The organism is Massilia consociata (assembly GCF_042432755.1).
Lineage (GTDB): Bacteria > Pseudomonadota > Gammaproteobacteria > Burkholderiales > Burkholderiaceae_D > Telluria > Telluria consociata.
The window spans coordinates 93,986-111,041 of sequence record NZ_JBHLWP010000010.1; the positions used below are offsets into that span (position 1 = coordinate 93,986).

Consider the following 17,056-nt stretch of genomic DNA (forward strand, 5'->3'; position numbering starts at 1 on the left):
TATGGTCCATCCCGAACAGCAGCAACAACATAACGCCGGTCCCGATCCCGGCCACGACCTGGGACTCGGCATCGACGCCGGCGGCACCCAGACCCGCTGGGCCCTCGCGGCGGCCGGCGGCCGCATCGTTGCCGAAGGCGCGGTCCCCGGGCTGTCGGCCCTGCAGATGGGCAGCAGCGAAGGGCGCGAGGTCGTGCAGGCGACCTTTGGCGCCATCGCGCGCGCCGTGCTGGCCCACGGCCGCCCGACCCGCGTGCGCGCCGGCCTGACCGGTTTCGGCGGCGACGGCGAGCAACTGCAGCGCTGGCTGGGCGAGCTGCTCGGGCTGGCGCCTGGCGCGGTCAGCTTCAGCAGCGACATCGAAATCGCCTACCTTGCCAGCTTCGCCCCGGGCGAAGGCTACCTCGTGTATGCCGGCACCGGTTCGATCGGCGCCTTCATCGACGCCCAGGGGGGATTCCACCGCGCCGGCGGGCGCGGCGTGGTGCTGGATGACGGCGGCGGCGGCTTCTGGATCGCGCGCGAGGCGCTGCGCCATATCTGGCGCCTCGAGGACGAGCGTCCCGGCGCCTGGGAAAGCTCGCCGATGGCGCACGCCGTGTTCCAGCACGTGGGCGGCGCCGACTGGTCGTTCTCGCGCCAGTTCATCTACGGCCGCGAGCGTGGCGAGGTCGGCAAGCTGGCGATCGCGGTGGCCGCGACCGCGGAGCGCGATCCCGCCGCCGCTGCTATCCTGCGCGAAGCGGGGCGCGAACTGGCGCGCCTGGCCCAGGCCTTGACGAGCCGCTTCGGCCCGCGTCCGGTGGCGCTGGCCGGCCGCGCCGCCGAGCTGCACCCGGCCATTGTCGAAACCATGCGTGCGGCGCTTCCGCCAGGCACCACGCTCAGCCAGACCGGCATGCGCGCCCACTACGCCGCGGCGCGGCTGGCAGCCGATCCGGCACGCTTGCCGCACCAGGACGCAGCACGCGCTACCCATCACACGGCATAACCACGCATTCACGCATCAATACAGGACCCACCCGATGAAAGCCCTGATCGTTCCCGTCATCCTCGCCCTGCTGGCCGGTTGCGCCACCAGCCCGAAAGGCCCGCAGATCGACACGACCTATACCGCCAAGGGCCAGTCGAGCCGTGCGCGCTTCCTGGTGCTGCACTACACGGTGGCCGACAAGCCGACCTCGATCAAGATCCTGACCGAGCAGCAGGTGAGCGCTCACTACTTGCTTACCGACGATCCCCAGCCGATCACCTACCGCCTGGTGGACGAGAGCCGCGCCGCCTACCACGCAGGCATCTCGAGCTGGAAGAATTTCACGCAGCTGAACAACAGCTCGATCGGCATCGAGATCGTCAACGCCGGCTGGAAGGACACCCCGCAGGGCCGCGTCTTCGCGCCGTTCCCGCAGAGCCAGATCGACGCCCTGATTCCGCTGGTGAAGGACATCGTGCAGCGCCACGGCATCGCGCCCGAGAACGTGCTCGGCCACAGTGACATCGCTCCGCTGCGCAAGCAGGACCCGGGGCCGCTGTTCCCGTGGCGCCAGCTGGCGCAGGCTGGCCTGGTGCTGTGGCCGGACGCGAACCGCGTGGCCGCGGTCCGTCCGGCTTTCGAGGCGATGCTGCCGGACGTCGCCTGGTTCCAGCGCAAGCTGGCTACCCACGGCTTCGGCATCGCCCAGACGGGCGTGCTGGACAACCAGACCCGCACCGTGCTGTCCGCCTTCCAGATGAAGTACCGCCCGGCCGACATTTCCGGCAACCCGGACGCGGAAACCGCGACCCTGCTCGAAGTGCTGACCACGCCGGCCAATGCGCCGCTGCCTGTGGTCGTGCCACCGCCGGCGGTGACGTCCCCGGTCCCGCCGCTGCCGCCGGTCACCGCGCCGGCGCCGGTCGTGCCCGAGACCGCGCCCGCACCGGCCGCACCCCAGCCGACCCCGAGCCCGGCCGTGCCGGCCCCGGTACCGACCCCGGTCACGCCGCCCGTCCCCACGCCGGTGCCCGCGCCGGCACCGGCCGCGCCGGCCGCACCGGCGAACCCGGCTGTTGTGAACACGCCGTGACGGTCGCCGCAGCCGGGTTTTCCCTGTATCCTTCCGAAAATTCGCGCCTTGCGCGCGGAGTCTCTTCTGAAGGATAAAGCGATGCGCCTGCGTCATATCGAAGTCTTCCACGCCATCATGCAAGTCGGTACCATCAGCGGTGCCGCCCAGGTTCTCCATATTTCCCAGCCGGCGGTGACCAAAGTGCTGCAGCACGCCGAGCTCCAGCTGGGCATGCCGCTGTTCGAGCGCGTGCGCGGCAAGCTGTATCCGAAGCCGGAAGCGCACCGCCTGTTCGCCGAGACCGAAAAGCTGAACCGCGACCTGCAGGGCATCCGGCGCCTGGCCGCCAGCCTGAAGGGCCGTGCGGTGGAAACCGTGCGCCTGGTGTCGACGCCGACCATCGCCATCAGCGTGCTGCCGCAGGCGATGACGGCCTGGCGCGGCGACTTCCCGCAGGCACGCTGCGAACTGGCGACCCACCACACCAGCGAGATCGTCAACGCGCTGCGCCTGGGCGAAGCCGACCTGGCGCTGTCGCTGCAGGACCCGCGCCACCCCGGCATCGTGGCCGAGCCGATCGCACACGGCATGCTGACCGTGATGGCGCCCGCCGGAACCTGGAGCGAGGAAGAATGCGCCCGGCCGTTCACGGCCGACGGCCTCACCGGCGAACTGATCGGCCTGAACGACGGCGACCCGCTCGGCGAGATCGTGGTCGCGGCCTGCGAGGCGCAGGGCGTGCAGCCGGTCTATCGTACCGTGGTGCAGACCTACCAGATCGCCCGCTCGCTGGTGGAAGCCGGCGCCGGCATCGCCGTGCTCGACCCGTTCACCGCGGCCTCGGCCGACCCGGCCAGGGTACAGTGCCGCCAGTGGTCGCCGGCCATGCCGGTGCACCTGTATCTGCTGAGCGCCAGCCATTCCCCGTTGTCGCACGGGGCGCGCGAGCTGGCCAACTGTATCGGCGCGACCGCGCGCGCCTGTCTCGAAAAAGGTAGTTGATGAACCACGTCGTAGCCAGCGAAGACATCGCCGGCAGCCCCGAATTCCGCCATCTGACCAGCATCGACGGGATCGCGATCGACCTGCGCTACGCAAGCAGCAGCAACTTCGTCGGTCGCGACCTGTACTCGCCCTACGACTGCGCCTGGCTGCACCGCGACGCCGCCGCAGCGCTGGAACGCTTCGTCGCCTGGCTGAAGGAACGCCGCCCCGGCCATACCGCGCTGGTGCTCGACGCCCTGCGGCCGCAGCGCGTGCAGCAGCAGCTGTGGGATGCCCTGGCCGGCACCGGCCTGCAGATGTACCTGGCCGACCCGGCGCGCGGATCGATCCACTCGTACGGCATGGCGCTCGACATCACCCTGCTCGACGAGACGGGCAGGGAGCTGGACATGGGTACCGGCTTCGACGACATGACCGACCTGTCGCATCCGGCGCTGGAAGAAGGTTTTCTCGTCGCCGGCAAGCTGAGCGACCGGCAAGTGGCCAACCGCCGCCTGCTGCGCGAAGGCATGCTGGCAGCCGGCTTCTTCGGCATCAATACCGAATGGTGGCACTTCGATTGCGGCGACCGCGAGCGGGTACGCGCCACGTACCGCCGCGTGCTCTGAGCCCCTTTACCCCTGTTACAAACGGCTGTTGAGTCGCATCGGGGCGACAAGGGCCGCGTGCGCGCCTGCCCGCGCCGGTGCGTAATGCTACTCTGGCATCGGTAGCTCTCACGGGAGAACGGCGATGCGCACGAATTCGGCTTCCTGGCTGCTTGCTTCCCTCCTCGCCGGCAGCGCATGGACAGCCCATGCCGAGCCGGTTGCCTGGGCCTTCACCTATACCGGCTTCTTCTCGACTTACACGTACACGCACGAGGTGTTCGGAACGACCACTACCGAAGCGTTCCTGCCGGATGCGGAGATCTCCGGAGCGTTCAGCGGAAGCGACGACGACGGCGACGGCATCCTCGAGACGGACGAGCTGGATTCCTTCGTGGTCGGCCCGACGCAGTATCTGGCCTGTATGCGCGCACCGACCCCCTACGCGCGTTGCAGCTTCGGTTTCACCTATGCCCTGGACCGGCAGGAACTTTCCTTCGGGGGAGGCTGGTTCGGCACCGATGGATACTATTCCGGCTGGGGCGGTACGATCCTGTCGGGCGACGAGGCCACGGATTACTCGTACAACGACTACTCGGAAACCACCTATACCTACTACTGGACCGACCGGACCACTCTCAGTTTCCGGCAACTGCCCCCGCCCGTGCCCGAACCGGCGACCGGCGCCATGGCTGCGGCCGGATTGATGGTGCTGGCCGGGCTGTACCGGCGACGCAGGCACTGACCGGACCGCGCCGGTATCGGGCAGTCTCGCGATCGGGCGTCGGCTTTCGCATGCCTTTTCCGATGTTTCGTTCCGCCAATCCCGTGTATTGTCGCAATATAAAACCATTACGCGCGTGCTGCCCTTACTCTCCTTCCTGTAACAAGATTTCATTATTAACGGACGGCAGGGAGGACGACGATGGGAGAGGGAGTGCTGGGCGTGTTCGCGTTGGCGATCATTGAATTGTGGGCGGCAATCCCACTCGGTTTTCACCTGAAGCTGCATCCGGTATTGCTGACTCTCGCAGTCACGACCGGGGCATTCACCGGCGCGGTCGCTGCCATGTTTCTGGGAAACGGCATCCGCCGCCTGATGTTTTGGAGAAAGAGCGAAACGATGCAGGAAGGCCGCGTGTCCCGGTGGCTCGCCGCCAAAGGGCCATGGGCGATCGGCCTGCTCGGTCCACTGCTCATCGGTCCCGTGTTCGCCGCCGGCCTGGCCGGCGCCATCGGCCTGCCCAGGGTGTTTTCGCTGGCGCTGCTGGCCATCGGCATCGTCGTCTGGTCGGTTGCCTTTATCGCGCTCGGGACGTTCGGCCTGGCAGCGATCAGGTAATACCAGGCCAGGTGCGGAAGTTTGCGTTGGCCCCACGACCGTGCTCCGCCATGGGCGGTGGCGACCTACGGCGATGGCCACGACCGAAGTGGGCATGTCGAACCACGGCGTCGCGCGAAGCAGCGCTGACGCTACAACCCCTGCGCCTTCAACGCCTCGATCTCAGCATCCCCATCATCCATCAAGCGGATTCCGAGATCCGCCGTGGACAACCCCAGGCTGCGCCCCATCGACAGCAACAGACTCTGGCCCGGTGCCGCCCGGTCGGGCATCAATTGATAGACCGGATCGGCATACGCATCCGCCGGCGTCGTGATCGACCATCCCATCTGCTTGAACTGGCGGATCAAGTCGTCCAGCCACAGCGCATTGATCAGGTTATGGTGGAGCAGCAGCACCTGCGGGATGTCCCTGCCTTGCAGGCGCTGCGCCAGCGCGCGGTAGGCCAATGCGCGTTGGCGGATGTGCCCGAGATAGGCCTGGCGGATCGGTTCAAGCTCGGCATCGCCGGCCTGTGGATTCTTCTCCAGCACTTCCACCAGCTTGTCGTTCAGCCGCCAATCGCTGGTGTCGAGCGTGACGTAGGCGTTACGGTAGCCGAGCTGCCGCAGAAAAATCCGCATGCCGTCGCGCTTCTCCTGCGTGTTCCCTTCGCGCAGATACGTGAAACGGAACCATTTCCGGTAACCCGGCAGCGTGGCAATCAGGCGGTCGCAATACAGCACTTCCCGCTGGTATTGCGCCAGGCTGACCTGCTCGCTGTCCAGGTCCGGGTGTGTCATCGTGTGGTTGCCGATCACGTGTCCAGCCTGGCCCCACGCACGCGCCAGTCGCCATCCCTCAGGGCGGTCGGCGCCATACCCGGCGGTGACGAACAGGGCGGCCTTGATCCTGTGCTTCGCCAACGCCGCCAGCATCGCCGCGTTGCGCTCCTGCGGCGACAGGCGCGGTGTCGCCCCCAGGTTCGGGCCGTCATCGAACGTCAAGGCGACCGATTGCGCATACAGCTGCGGCGCCAGGACGACACAGGCGGCCGCGACTACGCAGCGCAGCCAGCGCATGGACAAGGAAGCGTGCATGGGAGCGCTCCATTCGGCAGATGAATTGGTACTCTAATCATGCATTTGATCAAAGTCTACTCGGCAAGCATAGCGCCTGTGCCGTCCTGCCGCCGTCATGAGCCCGATCAGCCCATCGCCGGCCGCCGGGACAGGCCGCGAACGGCCCAACGCTACGTAGCAGTGCGCCCCGCAGCCGGTAATCCCTTCGGAGCGTTTCCCAGCACGTAGGGGGCTAAGGGGCCGGCGCCGCTTGCGCCGGTGCTCCCGAGCGCGCCACCCAGTCCACCAGCGCCTCCAGCACCGCGCGTCCACGCCCGTTCCCGGCCTGCTCGCTGTTGACCATGGCGACGAACACGTTCTGCACGCCGTCCGCATCCGGCACGTAGCCGGCCAGCGCCACCACGTTGCGCAGGGTGCCGGTCTTCAGGCGCGCGCGGCCTGCGGCCGGGGTGCCGTGCAGGCGGCGGCGCAGGGTGCCGTCGACGGCAGCGATCGGCATGCTGGCCAGGAATTCGGGCGACCAGTTGCTGCGCAGGCCGGCCTGCAGCAAATGGGCCATCTGCTGCGGCGTGACGCGCTCCAGGCGCGACAGGCCGGAACCGTTTTCGATCACGAAGCCGGTGTCGTCGATGCGGTGGCTGCGCATCCAGTCGCGCACGGCGGCATCGGCGCGCACGAAGGTCGTTTCGCCATTCGGCGCGATGGCATAGCTGCCCGCCGCCGGATCCGGCAGCAGGCTGCCCAGGCTCAGGAACAGCGTGCGCGCCAGCGCGTTGTCGGACGGCTTGTTGGTATCGCGCACCAGTTCGGGCAGGGTGCGCGAGGTGTGTTCGGCCAGCAGGCGGGAATCGGGCGGCGCCACCCCTTCCACGGCCTTGCCGCTGAATGTGCCGCCCAGTTCCTTCCACTTCTGGCGGAACAGGCGCTCGAGGTAGTCGTCGCGGTCCAGCACGTTGATGCTGTAGGTGCGCGCGCACTCCTTCGGGAAGGTGCCCTGCAGGACCACCCGGATGCGGCCGTCCTTCTGGCGCACCGCTTGCGGCAGCTTCCAGCCGTCTTCCCATTTTGAACAATCGGCATCGACCAGCGTCATGTTGGAACCGATGCTCACCCGGTCCAGCTCCGGCTGCATCCGCAAGCTGAGCTGCTTGCTCGTGGAACGCATGTCGACCTGCAGCATGTTCTTGTTGACCAGCAGCGCGTCGGGAATGACGTTGTAATAGGCCTCGGGCGATTCGTCGAAGGGAGGAACGCCGACATCGAGGCGGGCCGGCTGCCACAGGCTGCGGTCCAGCACCAGGTCGCCCTCGATGCGGCGGATGCCCTGGTAGTGCAGGGCGCGCAGCATGTTCTCCAGGTCTTCGCCGGACAGGTCGGCATCGGCGCCGCCTTTCAAAATCAGGTTCCCGCGCAGGACATCCTTGTCGATGGTGCCCGTCGTGCGCAGTTCGGTACGGCCGCGGAAGGCCGGGCCGAGGCGCTCCAGGCTGGCCAGCGTGGTCACCAGCTTCATGGTCGATGCCGGCTGCATCGGCCGGTCGGCCTGGTGCGCGAGCACGGTCGCCTCGCCCTTGAGCACCAGCACGGCGAGGCTGTCTTCCGGCAAGCCCTGCTGCGCCAGCACCTGGGCCACCGGGGCCGGCAGCTGGGCGTGGGCGAGACCGACGGCGGCGGCGAGGAGGGTGGCGAGGGTGAGGCGACGCAGCATGGCGGTTTCCTTGCTTGATTAACCGAAGAACAGGTAGGCGACGAAGATGGCGCCGATGACGCCGGCCAGGTCGGCCAGCAGGCCGTAGCCGATCGCATAGCGGGTCTTGCGGATGCCGACCGAACCGAAGTACAGCGCCACGATATAGAAGGTGGTGTCGGCGGCGCCCTGCAGGATGCCGGACAGGCGCCCCACGAAGGAGTCGACGCCGTAGGTGGTCATGGCGTCGATCATCATGGCGCGCGAGCCGCTGCCCGACAGCGGTTTCATGAGCGCCGTCGGCAGCGCGCCGACGAAGTCGGTGGGCAGGCCGAGCGCATTGAAGAACCAGGCGAAACCGCTGACGATCATGCCCAGGATGCCCGAGTTGCGCACCACGCTGATCGCCACCAGCATGCCGACGAGATAAGGGATGATCTTCAGCGAGGTCTCGATGCCGCCCTTGGCGCCTTCGATGAAGGCCTCGAAGACGTTGACTTTCTTGAGCAGGGCCGCGCTCATGAAGGCGGCGATGATCGAGAACAGGATCAGGTTGGCGGTCACGACCGAGAACAGCTGGATCTGGGCCTTGTCGAGGAAGGTGGTGATGGTCCAGACCATGGCCGCGATGAGCGCCGTGATGCCGCCAATCCAGCCGAAGATCACCGGGTCGAGCAGGTTGATGCGCTGGCGCAGGCTGACGGCGATGATGCCGGTCATGGTCGAGCAGTAGGTGGCGATCAGGGTCGGGATGAAGATGTCGGCCGGGTTGGCCGCTCCCAGGATCGCGCGCTGGGCCATGATCGCCAGCGGGATGATGGTCAGGCCCGAAGTCTGGATCACCAGGAACATGATCTGCGCGTTGCTCGCTTCGTCCTTGCGCGGGTTGAGCGTCTGCAGGCTCTCCATCGCCTTCAGGCCGAACGGCGTGGCGGCATTGTCCAGCCCGAGCATGTTGGCGGAGAAGTTCATCACCATGTGGCCATTGGCCGGGTGCTCACGCGGCACTTCCGGGAAGATGCGCGAGAAGAAGGGACCGATGATGCGGGCGAACAGGTTGATGGCGCCGGCCTTTTCGCCCACGTTCATGATGCCGAGCCACAGCGTCATGACGCCGGCCAGCGGCAGGGCGATGTCCATCACCGCCATCTTGGCCGAGGAGAAGGTGCCGTCGATGATGCGCTTGAAGATCTCGGTGTCGCCGAGGAACAGCCACTGGGCCAGCGCCGCCAGGAAGCCTACGAGGAAAAAACCGGTCCAGATGTAATTGAGAGCCATGAGATTGTCGCCGCCGAGGTACAGCAGATTGTGCAGCGGAGAGTATAGGCCGAGAGCAAGCTGCGCAGATGAAAGAATGCACCCGCGCCATGTGAAAAAGTTATGAGCAGCCTGTATGCATTGCCTGCGCCGACAGCCGCGCATATGATACGCAACGCTTTCCTCGCAGCTTCCATCGCCCTGCCGCCCATGAAACTTCGCCTGACCGCCGCCGCCCTCCTGTTCCTCCTGCTGTGCGCGGGCAGCGCGGGCGCGCAGGAAAAAGTGCTGCGCATGTTCCTGTCCACCAGCGAAACCGGCCTGGACCCGGCCGCGGCCTCGGACAATGCCACCCTGTCGCTGCTGGAAAACCTGTTCGACCCGCTGCTGCGCTACGACTACCTGGCGCGCCCGGCCAGGCTGCGCCCGAACATCGCCACCGCCATGCCCGAAGTCAGTCCGGACGGCCTGACCTACACCTTCCGCCTCCGCCCCGGCATCCATTTCACGCCCGACCCGGCTTTCAAGGGCGCGAAACGCGAGATGACGGCGCAGGATGTCGTCTACAGCATCAAGCGCCTGTACGACCCGGCCCTCAGGTCGCCATGGGCCTACATGTTCGAGGGGAAGATCGCGGGCGACGAGGTGCTCAGGCAGGGCTACGACGTCGACACGCCCGTGGCCGGCCTGCAGGCGCCGGACCGCTACACCCTGCGCATCCGCCTGAAGGCCCCGGACAACAACTTCCTGTTCTACCTGGCCACGCCTGCCACCGGCGTGGTGGCGCGCGAAGTGATCGAGGCCTATCCGGGCCAGGCCGGCAACCATCCGGTCGGTACCGGCCCGTTCATGGTCAAGGAGTGGAAGCGCAGCGACCGCATCACCTTGCTCGCCAATCCCTATTCGACGGCCGTGTTCCATGCCGCGCCCGGCGACGCAGCGAACTACAGCCTGGAGGACCGAGCCATCGCCGCGGCGCTCGAAGGAAAACGCCTGCCGCGCGTGGACCGTGTCGAGGTGCGCATCGCCGAGGAATTCCAGGGCCGCATGCTGGGCTTCCTGAACGCCGAATACGACTACCTCGAGCAGATCCCCGAATCGATGACCGACATGGTGGTGGTCGACGGCCAGTTGAAACCCGAGTTGGCCGCGCGCGGCATCGTGCTGTCGCGCTTCCCGGTGCTGCAGACCTATTACATGTGGATGAACATGGACGACCCGGTGGTGGGGGGCTATGGCAAGGACAAGGTGGCGCTGCGCCGCGCGATCGCGCTGTCGTACAACAATGCCGAGGACATCGCGCTGCTGAAAAAAGGCTTCGCGATCAAGGCCGAGTCGCCGTTGCCGCCCAACGTGCTCGGTTACGACCCCGGCTACCGCAGCCCGGTGCCCCATGCCCCCCCGCTTGCCAATGCGCTGCTCGACCGCTACGGCTACACCCGGCGCGACCCGGACGGCTTTCGCCGTACACCGGACAACCGGCCCCTGACGCTCACCATGCACAGCGAAGCGACCGTCAGCGGGCGCCTGCGCGACGAATTGTGGCGCAAGTGCCTGAACGCGATCGGCCTGCGCGTGGTGTTCAAGTCGGACAAGAAAACCGAGATCATCAAGGCCTCGCGCCTGGGCACGGTGCAGATGTTCGAAAGTAACTGGATCGCCGACTTCCCCGACGGCGACAATTTTTACCAGCTGCTGTACGGGCCGAACGCGGGCCGCGCCAATTATGCGCGCTTCAACCTGCCGGCATACAACGCCCGCTACGAGCAGGCGCGGTTGCTGTCCGACGGACCGGCACGCCAGAAGCTGTATTTCGAGATGAACCAGCTGATCCATGCCTACAACCCATGGGTGCCGCTGACCCATGTCCTGTCGGGCGACTTGCGTCATCCGTGGCTGAAAAACTACAAACGTCATCCCGTTGAATTCACCACCTGGCGTTATCTGGACGTGGATGTTGCGCAAAGGGCACGTTCCGGCAGAGTGTCGCGCTAGTTTTGGTGAGATTTCCCTAACTAAACATTCCCGTTAGTTATACTGGCCGCCGCATATTTCATTGGATGGCGCCAAATATCTGGGCGTACCCTGAAATCGAAAACCATAACGTAATGCCAAGACATTACGCATATATATAAGCCGGTCGGGACACCCATGACCGCCAAGGGAAAACGTTAGGAGAAACGCGTGAAGTTAAAGAAGCTCGCCCATTTGATCGCCCTGATGGGAGCGGTCAGCCCGGCAGTTGCACAGGACGTGCCGGTGTCCGGCACGATGCAGCGTGTCGAAATCACCGGCAGTAGCATCAAGCGCATCGCCAAGGAAGGCGCGCTGCCGGTCGAGATCATCTCGCGCAAGCAGCTCGAAGACCAGGGCATCGTCACCGCCGAGCAGCTGATCGCGACGCTGAACGTCAACGGCAACGGCTCGGACAACCTGGCATCGAATGCGGACGTGACCTCCGGCGCCCAGCGCGGCAACAACGGCGCTTCCTCGGCCAACCTGCGCGGCCAGGGCTCGGATTCGACCCTGGTGCTGCTCAACGGCCGCCGCGTGGCGACCCACGGCATGAAGGGGTCGGCGGTCGACCTGAACTCGATCCCGATGGCGGCAGTCGAGCGCGTCGAAGTGCTGAAGGACGGCGCTTCCGCGATCTACGGCACCGACGCGATCGGCGGCGTGATCAACTTCATCCTGCGCAAGAACTACAACGGCCTGGAAGCCCAGGCCTTCACCGACGTCGCCCAGGAAAGCGGCGGCGAAATCGGCCGCGTCTCGCTCACCGGCGGCTGGGGCGACCTCGACACCAATGGCTGGAACGTGCTGGCCACCGTGGCGCACAGCCAGAACAAGGCCCTGCGCGGCGACCAGCGCGACTTCGTCAACACCTTCCAGCCGGACCGCGGCGTGTCGGTCGATACCCGCGGTTCGCCGTTCGCCAACGTGTTCGCCACCACCATCGCGCCGACCCTGCTGTCGCGCACCGGCACCGGCCCGACCCTGCCGGGCGGCGGCACCACGGCCTACAACGGCATCAGCCTGCTCGACCTGCCGGGCGGCGCCGGCTGCAACAGCATCGACGGCATGGGCCCGTACGACGAGAAGCTGTGGAACAGCGCGGGCGCGGCCTTCGGCTGCGCCTGGGACACCGGCCGCGCGGCCGTGCTGCAGCAGCCGGTCAAGAACAGCAACGCGCTGGCGCGCGCCACCTTCCAGTCCGGCGAGCACCAGTTCTTCGTCGAAGGCGTCGGCTCGCAGGTCGAAGTGGCCAAGCGCTTCTCGCCGAACCAGATTTCGCCGGGCACATCGACCTTCAACGCCAGCTCGTTCTACCCGAGCACCGGCGCCGAGTACAACAACGTCTACAACGCGCTGGTCAAGGTGTTCCCGAGTATCTCGGCGAACTACGGACTGCCGATCGCCTACCGCTGGCGCTGCATGGAGTGCGGCAACCGCGAGATCGTGACCGAGACCAAGGCCGCGCGCCTGCTGGTGGGCGCCGACGGTCCCCTGAGCCTGTTCGGCCGCCGCTTCGACTACCGCGTCGGCGTGTCGCGCGCCTTCAGCGAGTCGGAGTCGACCCTGGGCACCGGATTCAACTACACCCGCGCCCTGGCCGACGCGCTGGGCACGGGCAAGATCAATCCATTCCTGCTGCCGGGCCAGACCCAGTCGCCGGAAGCGGTCGCCCTGATCCAGAGCACCTCGGCCGCGGGTGTGGTCCTGTATGGCGGCAAGACCATCCTGACCCAGGTCGACGCGGCGGTGTCGGGCGAGATCTTCAAGCTGCCGGCCGGCTCGGTGATGGCGGCGGTCGGTACCGACCTGCGCCGCGAGGAATACAAGTTCAACGGCGACAAGCGCGCGGCCAGCGCCCGTCCGGCGATCCTGAACGCGCCGTTCGACGATGCCAACGCGCTGGACAGCGTGCACCGCGACATCAAGGCCGTGTACGCCGAACTGCTGGTGCCGGTGACCCAGGAGCTGGAAGTGACGCTGGCCGTGCGCCGCGACCACTACAGCGGCATCGGCAGCACCACCAACCCGAAGATCTCGTTCCGCTACCAGCCGATCCCGCAGGTGCTGTTCCGCGGCTCGTACAACGAAGGCTTCCGCGCCCCGTCGTTCAACCAGCTGTTCAACGGACTGACCGAATCGCCATACGCCGGCAAGGACCTGGTCGACCCGGCCAGGTGCCCGAGCGGCCTGGTCGACGCCAACCGTCCGGGCTGCGAAGCGATCAATCCGGACTACGTCACCGGCGGCAAGTCGAACCTGGGCCCGGAAACGGCGAAGCAGGGCACCGTCGGCGTCGTGTTCGAGCCGACCAACTGGTTCTCGGCCAATGCCGACCTGTGGGAAATTCGCAGGGAAAACACGATCGATTCGTTCCCGATCTCGACCATGGTGGCGAACTACAACCTGTTCCAGGACCAGTTCATCCGCAACCAGGCCGGCGAGATCGTCGTGATCGACCAGCGCTGGGTCAACGCCGGCGAGCGCATCACCCGCGGCCTCGAAGTCGGTGCCCGTGTGAACGGCAAGTTCAGCACCGGTTCGCAGTGGAGCGTGGGCATCGACGGTTCGCGCCTGCTGGAGAAGAAGTCGCGCGCCACCACCAACGCCGAGTTCGGCCCGAGCGAAGTGGGCCGCTTCGTCTTCACCGGCGACCTGGGCCTGAAGTGGAAGCACAGCGCCTACGCGACCTACAAGTACGGCAACTGGAGCACCATGCTGCAGAACATCTACCGTTCGGGCTACAACGACCAGGTGCTGCCGGGCGTGGCAAACGGTCTGGTCAAGCCGGCCAACTGGAATCCGAAAGTGGACGCGTACTCGATCTTCCACCTGACGACCACCTACACCGGCTTCAAGAACGTGTCGCTGACCGCAGGCATCAAGAACCTGCTGGATGAAGATCCGCCGTTCGCCGTCACCTACGACAGCAACACCGGCGCGGGCAGCACCTGGGAACCGCGTGTGGCCGACCCGCGTGGCCGCTCGTTCACCCTGATGGCGACCTACAAGTTCTTCTGAGTTGATCGTCCGTGACGGCCCGCTGCCGAGGGAGGTGCCATGCCTCCACGGCGCGGGCCGTTTTTCTTTGATTGATTGAACAGACGATTCGTTACCATCGTCATCTCACTACGAACCGTCATTCCCGCCTTCGCGGGAACGACATGATGATATGCCGCGTATAACACTCACCCGGCGCGGCTTCGGCGCCCTTGCCGCCGCCGCCATGTCCGCCCCCGGCCTCGTCTCGGCAGCACCGCGCCGCACCCATTCCGCAAAACGGTTGCTCAAACCCCCGCGCCTGCGCCCCGGCGACCTGGTCGGCCTGGTCGCCCCCGGCGGCTACGTCAGCGAACAGCTGATCGAGAAGTCCGTGCGCAACATCGAGGCCCTGGGTTTGCGGGTGAAGGAGGGCCGCTATCTGCGCGCCGTGTACGGCAACTACGCCGGCTCGGCCCAGCAGCGCCTGGCCGACCTGCATGCGATGTTCGCCGATCCCGACGTGAAGATGATCTGGCCGGTGCGCGGCGGTTCCGGCTGCATCTCGCTGTTGTCCAGGCTCGACTACGGCCTCATTCGCCGCAACCCGAAGATCCTGCTCGGCTACTCGGACATCACCGCGTTGCACCTGGCAATCTATAACAAGACCGGCCTGGTGACTTTCCACGGTCCGGTCGCCTCGTCCACGCTCTCGGATTACTCGCGCACGCACATGATGGCCGTGCTGGGCGAGCCGCAGGCTTCCTACACGATCCCGATGGCGCAGGAAAACGCGCTGCGGGCGCACACCGAGCCGCACTACGGCATCCGTACCCTGACCGCGGGCGTGGCCAGCGGTCCGCTCCTGGGCGGCAACCTGTCGATCGTGGCGGCCCTGGCGGGCACGCCGTACGCGGCCGACTTCCGCGGCGGCCTGTTGTTTCTGGAAGAGGTGGACGAGGCGCCGTACCGTCTCGACCGCATGATGACCCAGCTCGATCTGGCTGTCGGCTTTGCCAATGCGGCCGGCGTGATGGTCGGCATCTGCGAGGACTGCGTTGCCAAGGAGGGGCGGCGCTCGCTGACCCTGGACCAGACTTTCGACGAGCACCTTAAGCCCCTCGTCATCCCCGCGGTGACGGGCTATTCGATCGGCCACATCCGCAACCAGTTCACGCTGCCGGTCGGCCTGACTGCCCGGCTCGATACGGCGGCCCAGACCGTGACCCTGCTCGAACCCGCCGTCACATGAAGACCATGATCGAATCGCTGCTCTTTGCCGCCCTGGCAGCAGCCGCTGAAACGAGCGCTTCCGTTCCAAGCGGGTGAAACGCGGCGAACCTGTTGGTGCGGCCCAACGTTTCGTTCGTCGGTTCAGGCGGCCATCAGTCCAGGCGCATGCTCATCGTGACCGCGCCGATCGACCGTCCTTCGATGCGGTACAGGTCCGGCACTTCGCCGGTAACGTGAAAACCCGTGCGCGCGTAGAGCGCGCGCGCCTTGTGGTTCTGCGCCAGTACTTCGAGGTCGACCCAGGCAAAGCCCGCAGCGCGCGCCCAGGCCAGCGCTTCCTGCACCAGGCGCGTGCCCAGGCCGGCGCGGCGTAGGTCGTGGCGCACGCCCATGCCGAGCAGGGTGCGGTGGAGGGAAGCCGGTTCAGGGCGACCGCGCAGGTCGATGTGGCCGGCGACTGCGCCGTCTTCATCCAGTGCGATCCACACCTGGCGCCAACCGGGCTGGCCGACCGCTATCGCCATGCCGGCCGTGAAGCGTTCCTGCAGCGCCGCCGGCACGCCGTCGGTAGTGGACGCCATCGGCTGGAACAGCACGCCGTCGCGCCCGTTCTCCGCCAGCTGCTCGCCCAAGTAGGCGAACAGCGCGGGCAGGTCGTCCGGCGTAGCCGGACGGATGGCGGCGGGATGGGTCAAAGCGCGCGCGCGATCAGGATCTTCTGGATGTCGCTGGTGCCTTCGTAGATCTGGCACACGCGTACGTCGCGGTAGATGCGCTCGACCGGGAAGTCGGCCACGTAGCCGTAGCCGCCGAACACCTGCATGGCGCTCGAGACCACGCGTTCGGCCATCTCGGAAGCGAACAGCTTGGCCATCGCCGCTTCCTTCAGGCAGGGCAGTCCCGCATCCTTCATCGACGCCGCATGCAGGATCAGCTGGCGCGCGGCCTCGATCTGCATCGCCATCTCGGCCAGGCGGAACTGCACCGACTGGTGCTCGAAGATCGGCTTGCCGAAGCTTTCGCGGTCCTTCGCATAGGCCAGCGCCGCCTCGTAGGCGGCACGCGCCATGCCGACCGACTGCGAGGCGATGCCGATGCGGCCGCCTTCCAGGCCCGACAGGGCGATCTTGTAGCCCATGCCTTCCTCGCCGATCAGGTTCGCAGCCGGAATGCGGCAGTTGTCGAACACGATCTGGGCGGTGTCGGACGAGTGCTGGCCCATTTTTTCCTCGAGGCCGGCGACGATGTAGCCCGGCGTGTCGGTCGGCACCCAGAACGCGCTGATGCCCTTCTTGCCGGCCGCCTTGTCGGTGACGGCCATGACGATGGCCACGTCGCCGTACTTGCCGCTGGTAATGAACTGCTTGGTGCCGTTGATGACGTAGTGGTCGCCGTCCTTCACGGCCGTGGTGCGCAGCGCGGCGGCATCGCTGCCGGTATGCGGTTCGGTGAGGGCAAACGCGCCCAGCATCTCGCCCTGCGCCAGCGGGCGCAGGAAGCGTGTTTTCTGCTCCTCGTTCGCATACATCATGGCGATCGAGCAGACCGGGCAGTTGTTGACCGAGATGATGGTCGAGGTGCCGCCGTCGCCGGCCGCGATTTCTTCCAGCACCAGCGCCAGCGAGACGTAGTCGAGGCCCGCGCCGCCATACTGTTCCGGCACCGCCACGCCGAAGGCGCCCAATTGCGCCAGTTCCTTCAGTTCGTCTTTCGGAAAATAGTGTTCGCGGTCCCAGCGGCCGGCGTTGGGGGCCAGGCGCTCCTGCGCATAGCTGCGCAGGGCGTCGCGGATCATCTGGTGTTCTTCGCTCAGTATCATCGTGTCTCTTGTCGTCGTTGTCGTC

Annotated in this window: 13 protein-coding genes and 1 pseudogene; 9 read left to right on the top strand and 5 right to left on the bottom strand. The window is 66.5% G+C overall.

Annotated features, from left to right (window positions below; translation table 11 throughout):
* Nucleotide 1: 1 nt before the first annotated feature.
* From ACFFJK_RS10590 to ACFFJK_RS10615, 6 genes and pseudogenes are all read left to right on the top strand, one after another.
* Nucleotides 2-991 (top strand): N-acetylglucosamine kinase, encoded by a 990-nt coding sequence (locus ACFFJK_RS10590; RefSeq protein ID WP_379679093.1) that lies wholly within the window; start codon nt 2-4, stop codon nt 989-991.
* Nucleotides 992-1,025: 34 nt separating this feature from the next.
* Nucleotides 1,026-1,799, top strand: a pseudogene (locus tag ACFFJK_RS10595) (N-acetylmuramoyl-L-alanine amidase); the annotation flags it as partial.
* Between the two features lie 348 nt (nt 1,800-2,147).
* The gene (locus tag ACFFJK_RS10600) at nt 2,148-3,050 is read left to right on the top strand and encodes a LysR family transcriptional regulator (RefSeq protein WP_379679094.1); all 903 of its coding nucleotides are present in this window, start codon (nt 2,148-2,150) and stop codon (nt 3,048-3,050) included.
* The gene (locus ACFFJK_RS10605; protein WP_379679095.1) at nt 3,050-3,661 is read left to right on the top strand and encodes a M15 family metallopeptidase; all 612 of its coding nucleotides are present in this window, start codon (nt 3,050-3,052) and stop codon (nt 3,659-3,661) included. The genes ACFFJK_RS10600 and ACFFJK_RS10605 overlap by 1 nt, the downstream gene beginning before the upstream one ends.
* Nucleotides 3,662-3,785: 124 nt before the next feature.
* A complete protein-coding gene (locus ACFFJK_RS10610) occupies nt 3,786-4,385 on the top strand; it encodes a PEP-CTERM sorting domain-containing protein (RefSeq protein ID WP_379679096.1) in 600 nt (199 codons plus the stop codon).
* Between the two features lie 192 nt (nt 4,386-4,577).
* Entirely contained in the window at nt 4,578-4,982 is a 405-nt protein-coding gene (locus tag ACFFJK_RS10615; protein WP_379679097.1) for a hypothetical protein, read from the top strand.
* Between the two features lie 131 nt (nt 4,983-5,113).
* On the opposite strand, the gene ACFFJK_RS10620 is transcribed toward ACFFJK_RS10615, so the two are convergent.
* The 3 genes from ACFFJK_RS10620 to ACFFJK_RS10630 all read right to left on the bottom strand — a co-directional run bounded on the left by ACFFJK_RS10620 (nt 5,114) and on the right by ACFFJK_RS10630 (nt 9,008).
* On the bottom strand, nt 5,114-6,061 hold the full coding sequence (locus ACFFJK_RS10620) for a polysaccharide deacetylase family protein (protein WP_379679098.1): 948 nt from the start codon (nt 6,059-6,061) through the stop codon (nt 5,114-5,116).
* Nucleotides 6,062-6,275: 214 nt separating this feature from the next.
* Nucleotides 6,276-7,751, bottom strand: a complete 1,476-nt coding sequence (dacB, locus tag ACFFJK_RS10625) for a D-alanyl-D-alanine carboxypeptidase/D-alanyl-D-alanine endopeptidase (protein WP_379679099.1) — start codon at nt 7,749-7,751, stop codon at nt 6,276-6,278.
* 18 nt (nt 7,752-7,769) lie between these two features.
* Nucleotides 7,770-9,008, bottom strand: coding sequence for a spore maturation protein (locus ACFFJK_RS10630; RefSeq protein WP_379679100.1), 1,239 nt, complete (start codon nt 9,006-9,008; stop codon nt 7,770-7,772).
* Nucleotides 9,009-9,197: 189 nt separating this feature from the next.
* Here ACFFJK_RS10630 and ACFFJK_RS10635 point away from each other — a divergent pair, with 189 nt between their 5' ends.
* The 3 genes from ACFFJK_RS10635 (at nt 9,198) to ACFFJK_RS10645 (ending at nt 15,231) form a co-directional block, all read left to right on the top strand.
* Nucleotides 9,198-10,982 carry an ABC transporter substrate-binding protein gene (locus ACFFJK_RS10635; protein WP_379679101.1) on the top strand — a complete coding sequence of 595 codons (1,785 nt, stop codon included), beginning with the start codon at nt 9,198-9,200 and terminating at the stop codon, nt 10,980-10,982.
* A gap of 189 nt (nt 10,983-11,171) precedes the next feature.
* Nucleotides 11,172-14,021, top strand: a complete 2,850-nt coding sequence (locus ACFFJK_RS10640) for a TonB-dependent receptor domain-containing protein (protein WP_379679102.1) — start codon at nt 11,172-11,174, stop codon at nt 14,019-14,021.
* Between the two features lie 151 nt (nt 14,022-14,172).
* Nucleotides 14,173-15,231, top strand: coding sequence for a S66 peptidase family protein (locus tag ACFFJK_RS10645; protein ID WP_379679103.1), 1,059 nt, complete (start codon nt 14,173-14,175; stop codon nt 15,229-15,231).
* Between the two features lie 133 nt (nt 15,232-15,364).
* Here the strand turns inward: ACFFJK_RS10645 and ACFFJK_RS10650 are convergent, their stop codons facing one another.
* Nucleotides 15,365-15,907, bottom strand: coding sequence for a GNAT family N-acetyltransferase (locus tag ACFFJK_RS10650; RefSeq protein WP_379679104.1), 543 nt, complete (start codon nt 15,905-15,907; stop codon nt 15,365-15,367).
* The gene (locus ACFFJK_RS10655; protein ID WP_379679105.1) at nt 15,904-17,031 is read right to left on the bottom strand and encodes an acyl-CoA dehydrogenase family protein; all 1,128 of its coding nucleotides are present in this window, start codon (nt 17,029-17,031) and stop codon (nt 15,904-15,906) included. The genes ACFFJK_RS10650 and ACFFJK_RS10655 overlap by 4 nt, the downstream gene beginning before the upstream one ends.
* Nucleotides 17,032-17,056 lie beyond the last annotated feature (25 nt).